Source organism: Streptomyces sp. NPDC049627, assembly GCF_044465645.1.
Lineage (GTDB): Bacteria > Actinomycetota > Actinomycetes > Streptomycetales > Streptomycetaceae > Streptomyces.
Map to the genome: position 1 here is coordinate 1,084,535 of NZ_JBITLW010000001.1, position 16,275 is coordinate 1,100,809.

The window sequence follows — 16,275 nt, forward strand, 5'->3', positions numbered from 1 at the left end:
AAGAAGATGATCACTGTGACCACCGAAGCAACCGCTACCGCGGGCATCCTCAAGCGCCTCTCCGACGAGGGCGTCTCCATCTGGCTGGACGACCTCTCGCGCAAGCGGATCGAGTCCGGGAACCTCGCCGAGCTCGTCGCCGGCAAGAACGTCGTGGGCGTCACCACCAACCCGTCCATCTTCCAGGCCGCCATCGGCTCCGGCGAGGGCTACGAGGAGCAGCTCGCCGACCTCGCGGTGCGGGGCGTCACGGTCGACGAGGCCGTGCGGATGATGACCACCGCCGATGTCCGCGCCGCCGCCGACATCCTGCGGCCGGTGCACGACGCGACGGACGGCCGGGACGGCCGGGTCTCCATCGAGGTCGACCCGCGCCTCGCCCACCGCACCGCGGCCACGATCGCCGAGGCCAGGCAGCTCGCCTGGCTGGTCGACCGCCCCAACGTGATGATCAAGATCCCGGCGACCAAGGCGGGTCTGCCCGCCATCACCGAGGTCATCGCCCAGGGCATCAGCGTCAACGTCACGCTGATCTTCTCCCTGGAGCGCTACCGCGAGGTGATGGACGCCTACCTGGCCGGTCTGGAGCAGGCCGCCGCGAAGGGCCTGGACCTGTCCGCCATCCACTCCGTGGCGTCCTTCTTCGTCTCCCGCGTCGACACCGAGATCGACCAGCGGCTGACGGCGCTCGGCACGGACGAGGCCCGCGCGCTCAAGGGCCGTGCGGCGCTCGCCAACGCCCGCCTCGCCTACGAGGCGTACGAAGAGGTCTTCGCCGGGGATCGCTGGACCGCCCTCGCCGGCGCCGAGGCGAACAAGCAGCGCCCGCTGTGGGCCTCCACGGGTGTTAAGGACCCCGCCTACAAGGACACCCTGTACGTCGACGAGCTGGTCGCTCCCGGCACGGTGAACACCATGCCGGAGGCCACGCTCGACGCCACCGCCGACCACGGCGAGATCACCGGCGACACGGTGACCGGCGGCTACGACCGGGCCCGCGCCGACCTGGCCGCCGTAGAGGCCCTGGGGATCTCGTACGACGAGGTCGTCACCCGACTGGAGGACGAGGGCGTCGCCAAGTTCGAGGTGGCGTGGCAGGACCTGTTGAACGCCGTGAAGAAGTCGCTCAGCAGCAAGGGAGCTGACGCAGCATGACCTCCTCCGACCGGGACCGGGACTGGGACAACCCCCTCCGTGACCCCCGCGACCGCCGTCTGCCCCGGATCGCGGGCCCGTCCGGCCTCGTCATCTTCGGCGTGACCGGCGACCTGTCGCGGAAGAAGCTGATGCCGGCCGTGTACGACCTCGCCAACCGCGGCATGCTGCCGCCGGGCTTCTCGCTCGTCGGGTTCGCCCGCCGGGACTGGGCGGACCAGGACTTCGCGCAGGTCGTGCACGACTCGGTGCGCGAGCACGCCCGCACGGAGTTCCGAGAGGAGGTCTGGCAGCAGCTCGCCGAGGGCATGCGGTTCATCCCGGGTGACTTCGACGACGACATGGCGTTCAAGCAGCTGCGCCAGACGGTCGACGAGCTCGACGCGGCGCGCGGCACGAGCGGCAACTACGCCTTCTACCTCTCCGTACCGCCGAAGTTCTTCCCGAAGGTCGTCCAGCAGCTCAAGGAGCACGGCCTGGCGGACGCCCCCGAGGGCTCCTGGCGGCGGGCGGTCATCGAGAAGCCGTTCGGCCACAACCTCGCCAGCGCCCGGGAGCTGAACGCGATCGTCCACGACGTGTTCGACCCGGAGCAGGTCTTCCGCATCGACCACTACCTGGGCAAGGAGACCGTCCAGAACATCCTGGCGCTGCGGTTCGCGAACCAGATGTTCGAGCCGATCTGGAACCGGTCGTATGTCGACCATGTGCAGATCACGATGGCCGAGGACATCGGCATCGGCGGCCGGGCGGGCTACTACGACGGCATCGGCTCCGCGCGTGACGTCATCCAGAACCACCTGCTGCAGCTGATGGCGCTGACCGCCATGGAGGAGCCGGCCGCCTTCGACGCCGGGTCGCTGCTCACCGAGAAGCTGAAGGTGCTCAAGGCGGTGAAGCTGCCGGAGGACATCGGCCGGCACACCGTGCGCGGGCAGTACGCGGCCGGGTGGCAGGGCGGTGAGCAGGTGCTCGGGTACCTCCAGGAGGACGGCATCGACCGGGGGTCGAAGACCGACACGTACGCGGCCATCAAGCTGAACGTCGACAACCGGCGCTGGGCGGGCGTGCCGTTCTACCTGCGCACCGGCAAGCGGCTCGGGCGGCGGGTGACGGAGATCGCCGTCGTCTTCCAGCGGGCGCCGCACTCCCCGTTCGACTCCACCGCCACCGAGGAGCTCGGCCAGAACGCCGTCGTCATCCGCGTCCAGCCCGACGAGGGCATGACGGTCCGGTTCGGGTCCAAGGTGCCGGGCACCTCGATGGAGATCCGGGACGTGACGATGGACTTCGCGTACGGCGAGTCGTTCACGGAGTCCAGCCCGGAGGCGTACGAGCGGCTCATCCTGGATGTCCTCCTCGGGGACGCCAATCTGTTCCCCCGTCACCAGGAAGTGGAAGAGTCCTGGAAGATCCTCGACCCGATCGAGGAGTACTGGGACACACACGGCAGGCCGGCGCAGTACGCGTCCGGCAGCTGGGGACCCGAGGAAGCCGACGAGATGCTCGCACGAGACGGACGGAGCTGGCGCAGGCCATGAAGATCGACCTGACCGACACCACGGCAAGCAAGATCAACAAGGCGCTGGTGCAGGGCCGCCGCGCGATCGGCACGCCGGCCGTGGGCATGGTCCTGACGATGGTGATCGTCACGGACGAGGAGAACGCCTACGACTCGATCAAGGCGGCCGAGGAGGCCTCGCACGAGCACCCCTCGCGCACCCTGGTCGTCATCAAGCGGCACGCCCGCACCCCGCGCGACCGCACCCGCTCCCACCTCGACGCCGAGGTCCGGGTGGGCGCCGACGCCGGCACCGGCGAGACGGTGGTGCTGCGCATGTACGGCGAGGTGTCCGACCACGCCGACTCGGTGGTGCTGCCGCTGCTGCTGCCCGACGCGCCGGTCGTCGTGTGGTGGCCGGTGGAGGCACCCGAGAACCCCTCGAAGGACCCGCTGGGCGCGCTGGCGCAGCGCCGGATCACCGACCTGTACACCACCGAGACCCCGCTGGCCGACCTGGAGGTCCGCGCCCGCTCCTACGCGCCCGGCGACACCGACCTCGCCTGGACCCGGCTCACCCCGTGGCGCTCGATGCTCGCCGCGGCCCTGGACCAGGCCCGGGTGCCGATCGTCTCGGCGACCGTGGAGGCCGAGGCCGACAACCCGGCCGCCGAGCTGCTGGCCCGCTGGCTGGAGGCCCGCCTCGACGTCACCGCCGAACGGGTCGTCACCGCCGGGCCGGTCGTCACGGGCGTGCGCCTGGGCACCGAGAACGGCGAGATCGTGATCGACCGTCCCGAGGGCCCGCTGGCCACGCTGCACCTGCCGGGGCAGCCGTCCCGCACCCTCGCCCTGAAGGTCCGCACCACCTCCGAACTCATCGCCGAGGAGCTCAGGCGCCTCGACGCGGACGAGATGTACGCCGTCGCTCTGCGGGGCGAGGCCACCAAGGAGACGCCCTCCCATGTCTGAGACGCCCAAGCTGACCCGGCGCCCCGAGTGGGCCGAGCTGGAGGACCACCGTTCGGGCCCGCTGCTCCACCCCGATCTGCGGGAGCTGTTCGCCGCCGATCCGGGGCGTGCGGAGCGCTACGTCGTGCGCGTGGGCGACCTGCGCATCGACTACTCCAAGAACCTGGTCACCGACGAGACGCTGGCCCTGCTCCAGGAACTCGCCACCGCCACCGATGTGTTCGGGCTGCGCGACGCCATGTTCCGCGGCGAGAAGATCAACATCACCGAGGACCGGGCGGTACTGCACACCGCGCTGCGCGCCCCGGCCGACGCCGTGATCGAGGTCGACGGCGAGAACGTCGTGCCCAAGGTCCACGCGGTGCTGGACAAGATGAGCGCGTTCGCCGACCGCGTCCGCTCCGGCGAGTGGACCGGCCACACGGGCCGCCGTATCCGCAACGTCGTGAACATCGGCATCGGCGGCTCCGACCTGGGTCCGGCGATGGCGTACGAGGCTCTCCGCCCGTTCACCGCACGGGAGTTGACGTTCCGGTTCGTGTCGAACGTCGACGGCGCCGACCTCCACGAGGCGGTGCGGGACCTGGACCCGGAGCAGACGCTGTTCATCGTCGCGTCCAAGACGTTCACCACGATCGAGACGATCACCAACGCCACCTCGGCCCGTTCCTGGCTGCTGGCCGGGCTCGGAGGCGACGACAAGGCGGTCGCCAGTCACTTCGTCGCGCTGTCGACGAACGCCGAGAAGGTGACGGACTTCGGCATCGACCCGGAGAACATGTTCGAGTTCTGGGACTGGGTCGGCGGGCGGTACTCGTACGACTCGGCGATCGGCCTGTCCCTGATGATCGCCATCGGCCCGGAGCGCTTCCGGGAGATGCTCGACGGCTTCCGCATCGTCGACGAGCACTTCAAGGGCGCGCCCGCCGAGGCCAACGCGCCGCTGATCCTGGGCCTGTTGGGCATCTGGTACGGCAATTTCTTCGGCGCCCAGTCGCACGCCGTCCTGCCCTACAGCCACTACCTGTCGAAGTTCACGGCGTATCTGCAGCAGCTGGACATGGAGTCCAACGGCAAGTCGGTCCAGCGCGACGGCCACCCCGTGGACTGGCAGACCGGACCGGTGGTGTGGGGCACACCCGGCACCAACGGACAGCACGCCTACTACCAGTTGATCCACCAGGGCACCAAGGTCATCCCCGCCGACCTGATCGGGTTCGCGCGTCCCGTCGACGAGCTGAGCGACGAGCTCAAGGCGCAGCACGACCTGTTGATGGCCAACCTGTTCGCGCAGGGCCAGGCGCTCGCCTTCGGCAAGACCGCCAACGAGGTCCGCGCGGAGGGCGTCGCCGAGGAGCAGGTGCCGCACCGCACCTTCCGCGGCAACCACCCGACGACCACCATCCTCGCGCGCGAGCTGACGCCGTCCGTGCTCGGCCAGCTGATCGCGCTGTACGAGCACAAGGTGTTCGTGCAGGGCGCGGTCTGGAACATCGACTCCTTCGACCAGTGGGGCGTCGAGCTCGGCAAGGTCCTCGCCAAGCGGGTCGAGCCCGCGCTGACCGAGACGTTTACATCAGCCGCTGCCGCGGCGGGGTCCGTCCCCGGTCTCGACGCCTCCACCGCCGCCCTCGTGGCCGCCTACCGTGAACTCAAGGAAGTGAACTGACATGACAGCCATGCAGTTGGGCCTGATCGGCCTCGGCAAGATGGGCGGCAACATGCGCGAGCGGATCCGCCGCGCCGGCCACACCGTCATCGGCTACGACCGCAATCCCGAGGTCTCCGACGTCAAGAGCCTCGAGGAGCTGGTCCAGCGGCTCGACGCGCCGCGCACGGTCTGGGTGATGGTCCCGGCCGGCACCGCCACGCAGACCGTCATCGACGAGCTCAAGGACCTGCTCTCCCCCGGTGACACGGTGGTCGACGGCGGCAACTCCCGCTGGACGGACGACGAGAAGCACGCCGCCGAACTGGGCATCAAGGGCATCGGCTTCGTCGACGCGGGCGTCTCCGGCGGTGTGTGGGGCCTGGAGAACGGCTACGCGCTGATGGTCGGCGGCGACAAGGAGCACGTGGAGCGGCTGAAGCCGGTCTTCGAGGCGCTCAAGCCGGAAGGGCCGTACGGCTATGTCCACGCCGGCCGGGTCGGCGCCGGGCACTTCTCGAAGATGGTCCACAACGGCATCGAGTACGCCATGATGCAGGCCTACGCCGAGGGCTGGGAGCTGCTGGAGAAGGTCAACTCGGTGGACAACGTCCGCGAGGTGTTCCGCTCCTGGCAGGAAGGCACCGTGATCCGCTCCTGGCTGCTGGACCTCGCGGTGAACGCCCTCGACGAGGACGAGCACCTGGACAAGCTGCGCGGCTATGCGGAGGACTCCGGCGAGGGCCGCTGGACCGTCGAGGCGGCCATCGACAACGCCGTGCCGCTCCCGGCGATCACGGCCTCCCTCTTCGCGCGGTTCGCCTCCCGCCAGGACGACTCCCCGCAGATGAAGATGATCGCGGCGCTGCGCAACCAGTTCGGCGGGCACGCCGTCGAGTCGAAGGAGTAGCGGGCCGTGGGGGAGCTCCTGCTGGTCCGCCACGGTGAGACGGAGTGGAGCAGATCGGGACAGCACACCAGCTTCACCGATCTGCCCCTCACCCAGGACGGCGAGGAACAGGCCAAGTCCCTCGCCCCGCTCCTGTCCGGCCGGACCTTCTCCCTGGCGCTGACCAGCCCGCTGCGCCGCGCCGTGCGCACCGCCGAACTGGCGGGCGTGGCGGGGGCCGTACCGGACCCCGATCTGCACGAGTGGGACTACGGCGGCTACGAGGGCGTCACCACCGCCGAGATCCACCGCACCCGCCCCGACTGGTCCCTGTGGACCGACGGAGTGCCGCCCGGCCCGGACGCTCACCCCGGTGAGTCACCGGCCGAGGTGGGGACGCGAGCCGACCGGGTGCTGGCCCGGGTGGCGGCCGCGCTCCCCGGCGGCGACGTGATCCTCGTGGCGCACGGCCACTTCCTGCGGGTCGTGACGGCCCGCCGGCTGGGGCTGGCCCCGGCGGACGGGCGGCTGTTCCAGCTGGCGACGGGCACGGTGAGCCGGCTGTCGACGGAGCACGGCCGGCCCGTCATCGCCGAATGGAACACCCGGCCATAGCCCTCGTGGCGGAGCAACGGCCTCGGCCGGTCCGGATGCCGGCGCCAGGGCCGCGGGCGGTCGTCCGCGGCCCTGGCGTTCTGTCCGGGCACGGCAGGCTGCCCGTCGGTCCGGTGTCGCCGAGCGGTCAGGTGATGACCGGGCCGGCGTGCCAGCCTGCGCCATCCGAGGTGTTGTGGCGCCACCAGTGCTCGATCCGCCCGCCCGTGACCGGGACGCAGAGCTCGAAGTTGCCGACACCGGCGTCGTTCCCGGCACCGTATGTGCCCTCGATGAGACAGGGCGCCTCCGTCACGTTCTCGCCCACGTCGGCTCCTCCCCCGCCGCGGGCGGTCCGCCCGGCCTTTGGCCAGTGCAGAAACCCGTGCCGTCGCACCGTCAAGGCCGGTGAGCCGATGACGTAGCCGCCCGACGCGAAGTCGGAACGCCGCGTCCGTACGAACCGGGCCGACTGGCGTAGGAACCGTTGGCCGGCCGGCCCTGCCCGGCCGGGGGGGTCGACGGGTGCCTTGCCGACCCATGACCGGAGCTGTATGGCTGGATGATGAGCCGAGTCTGGTCGCAGTGCATGACAGCGGAGTGCTCGGCGGTCGTCGTGCCGGGACACGCCCACTGTCTTCGCCACCTGGGTGGGCCGGAGCGCCGCGACGCGCTCGCGGCCCTCGTGCCGGGCGCGGACGTGGACTTCCGCGGGGTGCACTTCACCCCCCAGCTGTGGGGGGCGGTGACGGAAGCGATGGACGCACGGTTCGGGCGGGCGCGGTTCGACGCGGCCCGCTTTCCGGCGGACGTACGGTGCTCGGGGACGCGCTTCGAGGGGCCGGCCTATTTCGAGGGGGCCTGCTTCGAAGGCGCCGCCCACTTCACCGGAGCCGAGTTCGCGGACTACGCGGGTTTCGACGCGGCGGCGTTCGCCGGAGCAGCCTACTTCCGTGAGGCGCGCTTCCACGGCGAAGTCCGGTTCGTGCTCGCGCGGTTCGCGGCAGAGGTGTTCTTCGAAGGAGTGTCGTGCGCCTCCGCCGCCCGCTTCTCTCAGGCGTGGTTCGACGGTGTCACTGCGTTCACCTCCGCCAGCTTCTCGGGCACCGTGTACTTCACCGAGGCCTGGTTCCGCAGTCGGGCGGAGACCAGTGCCGACTTCTCGGAAGCGTGCTTCAGCAGACCGGCGGAGTTCCGCGGAGTCCGGTTCCGGGGCCGGGCGGCGTTCGCGGAGGCGGTATTCGAGAGCGAGTGGCGCGGTCCGGTCGTGTGCGCTGACGAACTGTGGATGCGCGGGGCCGTGTTCAGGATGCCGCTGCGCATCGGCATCGCGGCACGTCGGCTGGACATGAACCGGGTGCGCTGCGATTCCCCTGCGGCCTTCCACCTGCGCTACGCGGCCGTGTCGTTGCGGGACGCGGCGCTCGCCGAGCCGGTGACCCTGTCGTACGAGGCGATGCCGTTCATGGCCGGGCGACACCCGCTGGAACAGGAGATGCCGCGTGAGGAGGGCAGTGTGGCCGTTCGCCTGCTGCGGCTGTCCGGTGTCAACGCGGCCCATCTCGTCCTGACCGACGTCGACCTGTCGCAGTGCGAGTTCTCGGGCTCCTACAACCTCGACCGGATCAGTCTGGCGGGGCGCTGCGAGTACGGCGCTCCACCGCGTGGGGTGCGCCGCGGCCGAGCGTGGCTGCCGGTGTGGTGGAGCCGTCGGCGAGTGGTCGTCGAGGAGCAGTACTGGCGCGCGCTGCCCGGCCGGGACCGCACCGAGGCGGACACCGCCGGATGGCTCACCGGACTGGGCCACCCCGATCCGGCCCAGAGCCCCACGGCCGACGACGTGGCCATCGTGTACCGCCAGCTGCGCAAGGCGCTCGAGGACACCAAGAACCAGCCCGGCGCGGCCGACTTCTACTACGGCGAGATGGAGATGCGTCGCCACAACAAGGACACTCCACCGGGCGAGCGTGCCCTGCTGCACGCCTACTGGCTGCTGTCCGGCTATGGGCTGCGGGCCTCACGGGCGCTGTGGGCCCTGCTGTGTGCCATGGGCGTGACCGTGCTGCTGCTCATGCTCTACGGGCTGCCCGCCGCGCCGCCCACTTCGCGCATGACGGAGCAGGTGCCGGCCGGCGGCGGACAGGTCGTGCTGACACCCGCCCTCACGGGCAGGGAGGTTCCCCGCGGAGCCGACCGTCTCAGTGTCGCTCGCCTGGAACGGGCGGGACGGGTGGTCGTCAATTCGGTGGTGTTCCGAAGCAGCGGCCAGGACCTGACGCCGGAGGGCATGTGGATCGAGATGGTGAGCCGCCTGTGCGAACCGGTCCTGCTGGGTCTGGCCGTGCTCGCCGCCCGCGGACGGGTGCAGCGCTGACCGCTGTCTGCAGCACGTCCCCGAACTCGCTCAACGCCCCCGGCGGAGCGAGGGCGTTGACGTAGTGGCCCGGCCCGTGGTCGTCGAAGGAGTACTTGAACGGGATGGTGCGGGTCGGCGCGAGGCGGGTCGCGAAGAAGGCAAGCGGTGCCACCACGGCCAGCCCGGCCAGACTGTCCGTCTGGGGGTAGTGCAGGCCGGACTCCGTCACTTCCGTCCAGCCCTCGGCGCCGCCCCGCAGCAGGGGTCGTACGGACCGCCGCGCCCTGTCCGCGACACGCATCGCCAGCTCGTCCCATGACCCGGCCAACACAGACCGCAGTACGTCACTCGGCAGCGTGAGCGCCTCGATCGCCGTACCGGTCGGTGACGGCTCGCCCTGACGGCGGGCCGGCGCCTGCAGTCCTACCGGTTCCTCACCGCGGGGCGAGCGCGTTCGCGGCGTGGCGGACGGTGCGGCCGACGGGCGGGTCCTCCTGAACGGGCCGACGGCGAGTTGACAGGTCCGGCGGCCGGCGTCAGAGTCCCCGCTGATGGAGATCAACGATCTGACGCCGGCCGAGCTGCGGGTGTGGCAGGCATTCGCCAAGGGCGCGGAGGTGGACTTCCGTGAGGGGGCCGAGCCGGAAGGAGCACCCGGACGTACCCTTCGCGCCGGGGTGTTGCGGGCCTTGCTGCTGGACGGCCCCCGGGAGCCCGGGGAGATCGCGGCCCTGAAGGTCAGAGGGGCGCACATCACCGGGCTGCTGGACCTGCGGTACGCGACCGTCGACAGTGTCCTGCACCTCACCCACTGCCGGTTCGAGAAGACCCCGGACTTCGTCGGTGCCCAGCTGCGCTACGTCAGCCTGCGGGACTCCGAGCTGCCCGGCCTGTCGATGACGCGCTCCCGGATCGACGGCAGCCTTCGGCTGACGCGCTGCCGGTTCGAGGGGGCCGTGCGGGTCGACGGGGCGCAGATCGCGGGCGCTCTCTTCATCGATCAGGCGCACATCACCGTCGGCGACGCCGTGCAGCCCGCACTCCAGCTCAACCAGGTCTCCGTCGACGACGACGTGTGCGCCCATCACCTGCGCGTACAGGGCCGGATCCGGCTGGACGGCGCCACCGTGGCGGGCTCGCTCGACCTGGAGGACGCAACTGTGCGCAACCCCGGCGGCAACGTCGTCGACGCCGAGGCCCTCGACCTGGGCGCCAACCTCCTCGCCAGGCGTCTGACCGCCCACGGCCGCGTCGACCTGCGCGGCGCCCGCATCCCCGGTCGGCTCGACCTGCTGTACAGCAGGCTGTCCAACCCCGGCGGCACCGCGATGCGGGCGAGCAGCTGTGTCATCGGTGAGGTGTGGCTGCGCAAGGGACCGCCGGTCGAGGGCATGCTCAACCTGCGCCGCTCGCAGATAGAACACCTCAACCTGGAGCCGGAGATGCTGCCCGACCAGGTCCGCATCCTCGACCTCACCTACACCTCCCTGACCCCGCACGTGCCGCCCGAGCGCCGACTGCCCATGCTGAGCCGGGACGACGACACGTTCGACCCGCACGGATACGAGCAGTTGACCGCCGCCTACCGGCGGACCGGCGACGATCACGCCGCCCGCCTCGTCCAGCTCGCCAAGCAGCGCCGGCACCACGCCACGCTGCCCTGGTACGGCCGTCTGTGGGGCCATGTCCAGGACGCCACGGTCGGCTACGGCTTCCGGCCGATGCGCGCCCTGGGCTGGCTGCTGTCCCTGCTGGCCGTCGGCTCGGTCACCTTCGCGGTGCACGCGCCCCCACCGCTCAAGGCGGACGAGGCACCGCACTTCAACCCGGTCTTCTACACACTCGACCTGCTGCTGCCGGTGATCTCCTTCGGCCAGGAAACGGCGTTCGCCCCGCAGGACGGGCAGCAGTGGCTGTCGTACGTCCTCGTCCTCACCGGCTGGATCCTGGCCACGACCGTCATCGCCGGTGTGACCCGGACCGTCAACCGCCAGTAGGTCAGTCAGGGCAGCTTGTGCTGTGCCGCCAGCCGTACGGGCGCGTTCTGGGCTCCGTAACCCCGGTAGCCGTCCCGCTGCACCAGCTCGAAGAAGACGCGGCCGACGGTCACGGTGTAGCAGTGCCGGAACTCGCCGTACGCGTCATGGTCGTAGAGGATGCCCAGCTCGCGATACGCCTCCAGCTCGCCCTCGGGGAACTCGTACCGGGCCGCCAGGTCGTCGTAGTAGTTGGCCGGGATCGACAGCAGCCGTCCGCCCGCCGCCCGGAAACGGCGCGCCGCGGCGACGACGTCGTCCGTGGCCAGCGCGATGTGCTGGGCGTGCACCGTGTCGTCCGTGGGGGCGGCGCCGACGCTCAGGGCGATGCGCACGCTGCCGTCGGCGTTGGTGACGGCACGGCTGCGCATCAGGCCGTACGGGTCGGCGACGTCGACGCTCTCCTGGGCGTGCAGGCCGAGGACGCTGCGGTGGAAGAGGGTCGCCTCGTCGTAGTGGTGCCAGGGCTGGGTGAGGGCGAGATGGTCGATGCGGTGCACGCCGGCGGTGCCGGGCTCGTGTGCGACGGCCGTGAAGTCGGCGCGCCAGTTGGGCAGCCCGGGCCGGTCGGTCGCGCAGAAGAACAGTTCCGTGCCGTCGGGTGCCGCGACCGCGTCGAGCGGGGCGTCCTCCAGGGCGCGGCGGCGGGGCAGGACGGGGGACAGGAGGGCCTCGGCACGGCGGGCGGCCGCGGCCGGGTCCGGTGACTCCAGGCCGATGGCGGCGAGCCCGGTGCCGTCGCGGCGGGCGGCGCCCGCGGTGTTGACGAGGACGCGGGCCTCGCCCTGATGCCAGAGGTCGACCGGCTTGCTGCGGTGCCGCGCGGTACGGGTGAAGCCGAGGGCGGCGAGCAGCGCCGAGACCGGTTCGGCGTCGGGCGTGACCAGTTCGGCGAAGGCGACGCCGGTGGGGACGACAGGCTCGGGTGGGGCCACCAGACCGACCGTCTCCTGCAGCACGATCAGGGAGCGGTGAGCGTCGACGGCGGTCGGGCCGGCCTCGGACTGCCGGAAGACGTCGTTGAAGACCTCGAGGGAGAGCGGACCACCGTATCCGGTGTGCAAGACACGGCGTACAAGGTCCGCCACATCGAATCCGCCCTGCCCGGGGAAGCAGCGGTAGTGACGGCTCCACTGGAGGACGTCCATCGCGAGCAGCGGGGCGTCGGCGAGCTGGAGGAAGAAGATCTTCTCGCCGGGGATGTCCTCGATGCCCTTGAGGTCGGAGCCGCGGGAGAGGATGTGGAAGCTGTCCAGGCAGGTGCCGAGCGCGGGATGATCGGCGGCCTCGACGATCCGCCAGGCGTGCGTGTACGTGTTGACGTGCCGCCCCCAGGCCAGCGCCTCGTACGCCACCCGGATACCGAAGCCCTGGGCGAGTTCGGCGAGTCGGCGCAGGTGATGGGCGGCGAGCGCGTCGTCGTCCACGGCGAGCGGGTGCACGCTGGAGCAGACGAGCACGGTGTCGGCACCGAGCCGCCGCATCAGCTCGAACTTGTGCCGGGCCCGGTGCAGAGTGCGGGCGAACTCGTCGGCGGGCACGGCCTCGATGTCCCGCATCGGCTGGTAGAGGTCGATGGTGAGACCGAGGTCGGCGCAGCGGGCGCGGATCTCCTCAGGTGTGAGGGGACTGGCCAGCAGGTCGTTCTCGAAGATCTCGACACCGTCGAACCCGGCCCGGGAGGCGGCGGTCAGTTTCTCGGTGAGGGATCCGCTGAGGGAGACGGTGGCGATGGATGTACGCATGGGACCTGCTCCTTCAAGCTGCCGGTTACTGCAGCGCCCCGTCAGGGGCGCGGGGCTGTATCGATTTGCGGCTCCGCCGCGTGGGCGCGAGCAACCACGGACGGCCCGCAGCAGTCATACCTCCGAACCCGCCGAGCTCTCGACGACGCCGACCATCTCGGCAATGTCCGCCAGCATCCGCACACTGTCCGGCTCACGCCGCGTGAACAGGCGAAACGCATCCGCGGCCTGGAACACAGCCATCCCGCCCCCGTCCAGAGCGGCGCAGCCCACCGCACGCGCGGTGCGCAGCAACTCGGTCTCCAGCGGCCGATAGACCACCTCGGCCACCCACAACCCGGGATGGAGCAGTTCCGCAGAGAACGGCATCCCCGGATGCGCGGCCATCCCGGTGGGCGTCGCGTGCACGATCCCGTCGGCCGACCCGATCAGCCGGCCCAGCTGATCCGCCGTGCCCGCGGCAGCGCGCCCCGCGCCGAAGTGCCGGTTCAGCGCCCCGGCGAGATCGGCGGCCCGGTCGGTCAGCGCGTCGACGACGGTGATCCGCTCGGCGCCCAGCGTCAGCATGGCGTGGGCGACCGCCGCCCCCGCTCCCCCGGCGCCCAGCTGCACGACCCGCTCCAGCGGCACGTCGGGCAGCCCGCGCGCGAAGGACGCGGCGAAGCCGGTGACGTCGGTGTTGTGGCCGACGGCCCGGCCGTCCTCGAAGACGACGGTGTTCACCGCGCCCAGCGCCTCGGCCTGCGGGGCGAGCGCGTCCAGGTGCCCGAGGACGAGCTGCTTGCACGGGTGCGTGATGTTCAGCCCGTCGAAGCCCAGATCACGGGCGGCCCGCACCAGGTCGCCCACCGCCCCGGGCGGGACGCCGAGGGCGTCGATGTCGATGAGCCGGTACAGATAGCGCAGACCCTGCCGGTCGGCCTCCCGCTCGTGCAGCGCGGGGCTGAGCGAGGGGCCGATGCCCGACCCGATCAGCCCGACGAGATACGAGTCCTTGGCGTCCTTGGCCACCGGGGACCTCCTGAGCGGCTCACTAATGTACGAACTGGTGAGTTAGTCATAGCAGGCGGCACCCGGGATTGGGAAGGCCGTCCGGCCACCCGGGGCGAGCGGGCTTCTACAATCACCGGCACGCGGGTGGGCCACCGGGGAGCGTCCACCCCTCGCCGAAGGAAGCCGATGACCAGCGTCGAAGAGCCGGCACGAAACGGCGGACGGATCCGTGACGCCGCCCGCACCCAGGCCGAGATCCTCGACGTCGCGACGCAGGAGTTCGCCCGCGCCGGCTACGACGGCGCCCGCGTCGACGAGATCGCCGCCCGCACCCGCACCACGAAGCGGATGATCTACTACTACTTCGGCGGCAAGCAGCAGCTGTTCACGGCCGTGCTGGAGCGGGCGTACGGCGTGATCCGGGAGGCCGAGCAGCAGCTCGACGTCGAGCATCTGGACCCGGTCGCGGCCATCCGGCGCCTGGCCGAGCTGACCTTCGACCACCACGAGCAGCACCCCGACTTCATCCGCCTGGTCAGCATCGAGAACATCCACGGGGCCGAGCACATCGCCGCCTCCGCCAAGCTCGGCAAGATCGGCTCACCGGCGCTGGACGTCATCCGCCGGATCCTGGCGTCGGGGCAGGAGTCCGGCCTGTTCACGGCCGACGTCGACGCCGTCGACCTGCACGCGATGATCAGTTCCTTCTGCTTCTTCCGGGTCTCCAACCGGCACACCTTCGGCGCCCTGTTCGGCCGTGACCTGGTGGATCCGGCGCAGCGCGAGCACTACCGCGCGATGCTCGGCGACATGGTGATCGCCTACCTGACCGCGGAGCGCGCGGCGGACTGAAGTCGTCCGGCACATCCCCTTGACACCCGGGAAACGGGGGCGCAACATCCGTAGCCATCCGCTACTAACTATCCAGTGGGTTCATTAGCCGGGTAGCTCCCGGCTCGGCCGACCCGTCACCCCAGGGATCCGGCGCCTCTTCTCTCCGCTCACTCCTCCGTATGGTGGAGACCCCTCGAAGGAGCACCCCTGTGTCCGTCCCCGACACCCCCGCCGGCCAGCCGAAGAAAGCGGCCATGGCCGCCTGGATCGGCAGCGCCCTGGAGTACTACGACTTCTTCATCTACGGCAGCGCGGCCGCGCTGATCTTCCCCGAGGTCTTCTTCGACGAGTCCGACCCGGCGACCGCGACCCTGCTGTCGCTGGCCACGTTCGGTGTGGCGTACGCCGCCCGGCCCGTCGGCGCGCTGTTCCTCGGTCACTTCGGCGACCGGATGGGCCGTAAGAAGATCATGGTCTTCACGCTGATCCTGATGGGCGTGTCGACGTTCCTGATCGGCTGTCTGCCGACCCGTGACCAGGTCGGCACCCTGGCGCCCGTCCTGCTGGTCCTGTGCCGTGTGCTGCAGGGCATCTCGGCGGCCGGAGAGCAGGCCAGCGCCAACTCGATGACCTTGGAACACGCGCCACCGCACCGGCGCGGCTTCTTCACCAGCTTCACGCTGAGCGGCACCCAGGGCGGACAGCTGCTGGCCACCCTGATCTTCATCCCGGTCGCCGCGCTGCCGGAGGAGCAGCTGCTCTCGTGGGGCTGGCGGGTGCCGTTCTGGCTGAGCATCGCGGTCGCCGTCGTCGGCTATGTCATCCGCCGCAAGCTTCAGGAGACGCCCGCCTTCGAGCAGCAGGCCGCCACCGAGGGTGTCGCCAAGATGCCGCTCGCCGTGCTGCTGAGGGAGCACTGGGCGGATGTGCTGCGGGTGATCGGCGGCGCGCTGGTCGCCTCGGTCAGCACGATCTTCACGGTGTGGGCGCTGTCGTACGCCACGAGCGACGCGGTCGGGATGAGCAGGTCCTCCATGCTGTGGGTGGGCGCCCTCGCCAACCTGGTCGCCCTCGCCGCGATCCCGCTGTGGGCCACGCTGTCGGACCGCATCGGGCGCCGCCCGGTGTACCTGATCGGCGCGGCGGGCAGCGCGCTGACGATGTTCGGCTACCTGTGGTCGATCTCCACCGGCTCCTACCCGCTGACCCTGCTGCTGGGCATCGTGACCTTCGGAGTGGTCTACAGCGCCGCGAACGGCGTGTGGCCCTCCTTCTACGGCGAGATGTTCTCCACCCGCGTCCGGCTGTCCGGGATGGCCATCGGCACCCAGATCGGCTTCGCCGTGGCCGGTTTCGCGGTCACCTTCGCCGCACAGATCGCGGGCCCGAACGGCGACGACTGGTCCGCGGTGGCCCTGTTCACGGCGGCCCTGTGCGTGCCGCCGGTCGTGGCCGCCCTCTCCGCCCGCGAGACCGCCAGGATCCCGACGGAGCAGCTCGGCGAGCGTGCGCACCGGGAGGCCGCACAGCCGGAGACGGTGACGGCCTGATC

13 protein-coding genes are annotated in these 16,275 nt (G+C 70.8%); 10 read left to right on the plus strand and 3 right to left on the minus strand.

Features of this window, described 5'->3' with window-relative positions; translation table 11 throughout:
• Window positions 1-6 precede the first annotated feature (6 nt).
• Genes tal through ACIBU0_RS04805 form a run of 6 tightly spaced genes read left to right on the plus strand, consistent with a single transcriptional unit; the run spans window position 7 to window position 6,780 of the window.
• Window positions 7-1,155 (plus strand): transaldolase, encoded by a 1,149-nt coding sequence (tal, locus tag ACIBU0_RS04780; RefSeq protein ID WP_398811607.1) that lies wholly within the window; start codon window positions 7-9, stop codon window positions 1,153-1,155.
• Complete coding sequence (gene zwf, locus ACIBU0_RS04785; RefSeq protein ID WP_398811609.1) at window positions 1,152-2,696, plus strand: glucose-6-phosphate dehydrogenase; 1,545 nt, start codon at window positions 1,152-1,154, stop codon at window positions 2,694-2,696. Before tal ends, zwf begins: the two co-directional genes overlap by 4 nt.
• Window positions 2,693-3,628 carry a glucose-6-phosphate dehydrogenase assembly protein OpcA gene (opcA, locus tag ACIBU0_RS04790; RefSeq protein ID WP_398811612.1) on the plus strand — a complete coding sequence of 312 codons (936 nt, stop codon included), beginning with the start codon at window positions 2,693-2,695 and terminating at the stop codon, window positions 3,626-3,628. The genes zwf and opcA overlap by 4 nt, the downstream gene beginning before the upstream one ends.
• Window positions 3,621-5,297 (plus strand): glucose-6-phosphate isomerase, encoded by a 1,677-nt coding sequence (pgi, locus tag ACIBU0_RS04795; protein WP_398811614.1) that lies wholly within the window; start codon window positions 3,621-3,623, stop codon window positions 5,295-5,297. The genes opcA and pgi overlap by 8 nt, the downstream gene beginning before the upstream one ends.
• A gap of 10 nt (window positions 5,298-5,307) precedes the next feature.
• Complete coding sequence (gnd, locus tag ACIBU0_RS04800; RefSeq protein ID WP_398811803.1) at window positions 5,308-6,186, plus strand: phosphogluconate dehydrogenase (NAD(+)-dependent, decarboxylating); 879 nt, start codon at window positions 5,308-5,310, stop codon at window positions 6,184-6,186.
• A gap of 6 nt (window positions 6,187-6,192) precedes the next feature.
• Window positions 6,193-6,780, plus strand: coding sequence for a histidine phosphatase family protein (locus ACIBU0_RS04805; RefSeq protein WP_398811617.1), 588 nt, complete (start codon window positions 6,193-6,195; stop codon window positions 6,778-6,780).
• A 127-nt stretch (window positions 6,781-6,907) separates the two neighbouring features.
• Here the strand turns inward: ACIBU0_RS04805 and ACIBU0_RS04810 are convergent, their stop codons facing one another.
• Window positions 6,908-7,087 (minus strand): hypothetical protein, encoded by a 180-nt coding sequence (locus ACIBU0_RS04810; protein WP_398811619.1) that lies wholly within the window; start codon window positions 7,085-7,087, stop codon window positions 6,908-6,910.
• A 261-nt stretch (window positions 7,088-7,348) separates the two neighbouring features.
• On the opposite strand from ACIBU0_RS04810, the gene ACIBU0_RS04815 reads away from it, so the two are divergent.
• Together ACIBU0_RS04815 and ACIBU0_RS04820 are read left to right on the plus strand one after the other, a co-directional pair.
• The gene (locus ACIBU0_RS04815) at window positions 7,349-9,133 is read left to right on the plus strand and encodes a pentapeptide repeat-containing protein (RefSeq protein ID WP_398811622.1); all 1,785 of its coding nucleotides are present in this window, start codon (window positions 7,349-7,351) and stop codon (window positions 9,131-9,133) included.
• Window positions 9,134-9,666: 533 nt separating this feature from the next.
• A complete protein-coding gene (locus ACIBU0_RS04820; protein ID WP_398811625.1) occupies window positions 9,667-11,112 on the plus strand; it encodes a membrane-associated oxidoreductase in 1,446 nt (481 codons plus the stop codon).
• 5 nt (window positions 11,113-11,117) lie between these two features.
• Here ACIBU0_RS04820 and ACIBU0_RS04825 read toward each other — a convergent pair whose 3' ends face one another.
• Both ACIBU0_RS04825 and ACIBU0_RS04830 read right to left on the minus strand, forming a co-directional pair.
• Complete coding sequence (locus ACIBU0_RS04825; protein ID WP_398811628.1) at window positions 11,118-12,896, minus strand: bifunctional sugar phosphate isomerase/epimerase/4-hydroxyphenylpyruvate dioxygenase family protein; 1,779 nt, start codon at window positions 12,894-12,896, stop codon at window positions 11,118-11,120.
• Between the two features lie 114 nt (window positions 12,897-13,010).
• Window positions 13,011-13,907 (minus strand): shikimate dehydrogenase, encoded by an 897-nt coding sequence (locus tag ACIBU0_RS04830; RefSeq protein ID WP_398811630.1) that lies wholly within the window; start codon window positions 13,905-13,907, stop codon window positions 13,011-13,013.
• A 168-nt stretch (window positions 13,908-14,075) separates the two neighbouring features.
• Here ACIBU0_RS04830 and ACIBU0_RS04835 point away from each other — a divergent pair, with 168 nt between their 5' ends.
• Both ACIBU0_RS04835 and ACIBU0_RS04840 read left to right on the plus strand, forming a co-directional pair.
• A complete protein-coding gene (locus ACIBU0_RS04835) occupies window positions 14,076-14,741 on the plus strand; it encodes a TetR/AcrR family transcriptional regulator (RefSeq protein ID WP_398811633.1) in 666 nt (221 codons plus the stop codon).
• Window positions 14,742-14,932: 191 nt separating this feature from the next.
• Complete coding sequence (locus ACIBU0_RS04840) at window positions 14,933-16,273, plus strand: MFS transporter (protein WP_398811635.1); 1,341 nt, start codon at window positions 14,933-14,935, stop codon at window positions 16,271-16,273.
• The last annotated feature ends 2 nt before the right edge of the window (window positions 16,274-16,275 follow it).

Excerpts from the sequence above, each read along its gene's own strand:
- ACIBU0_RS04820 (WP_398811625.1), top strand. The coding sequence starts at position 9,667 with ATGGAGATCAACGATCTGACGCCGGCCGAGCTGCGGGTGTGGCAGGCA.
- pgi (WP_398811614.1), top strand. The coding sequence starts at position 3,621 with ATGTCTGAGACGCCCAAGCTGACCCGGCGCCCCGAGTGGGCCGAGCTG.
- opcA (WP_398811612.1), top strand. The coding sequence starts at position 2,693 with ATGAAGATCGACCTGACCGACACCACGGCAAGCAAGATCAACAAGGCG.
- ACIBU0_RS04835 (WP_398811633.1), top strand. The coding sequence starts at position 14,076 with ATGACCAGCGTCGAAGAGCCGGCACGAAACGGCGGACGGATCCGTGAC.
- ACIBU0_RS04825 (WP_398811628.1), bottom strand. The coding sequence starts at position 12,896 with ATGCGTACATCCATCGCCACCGTCTCCCTCAGCGGATCCCTCACCGAG.
- gnd (WP_398811803.1), top strand. The coding sequence starts at position 5,308 with ATGCAGTTGGGCCTGATCGGCCTCGGCAAGATGGGCGGCAACATGCGC.
- tal (WP_398811607.1), top strand. The coding sequence starts at position 7 with ATGATCACTGTGACCACCGAAGCAACCGCTACCGCGGGCATCCTCAAG.
- zwf (WP_398811609.1), top strand. The coding sequence starts at position 1,152 with ATGACCTCCTCCGACCGGGACCGGGACTGGGACAACCCCCTCCGTGAC.
- ACIBU0_RS04815 (WP_398811622.1), top strand. The coding sequence starts at position 7,349 with ATGACAGCGGAGTGCTCGGCGGTCGTCGTGCCGGGACACGCCCACTGT.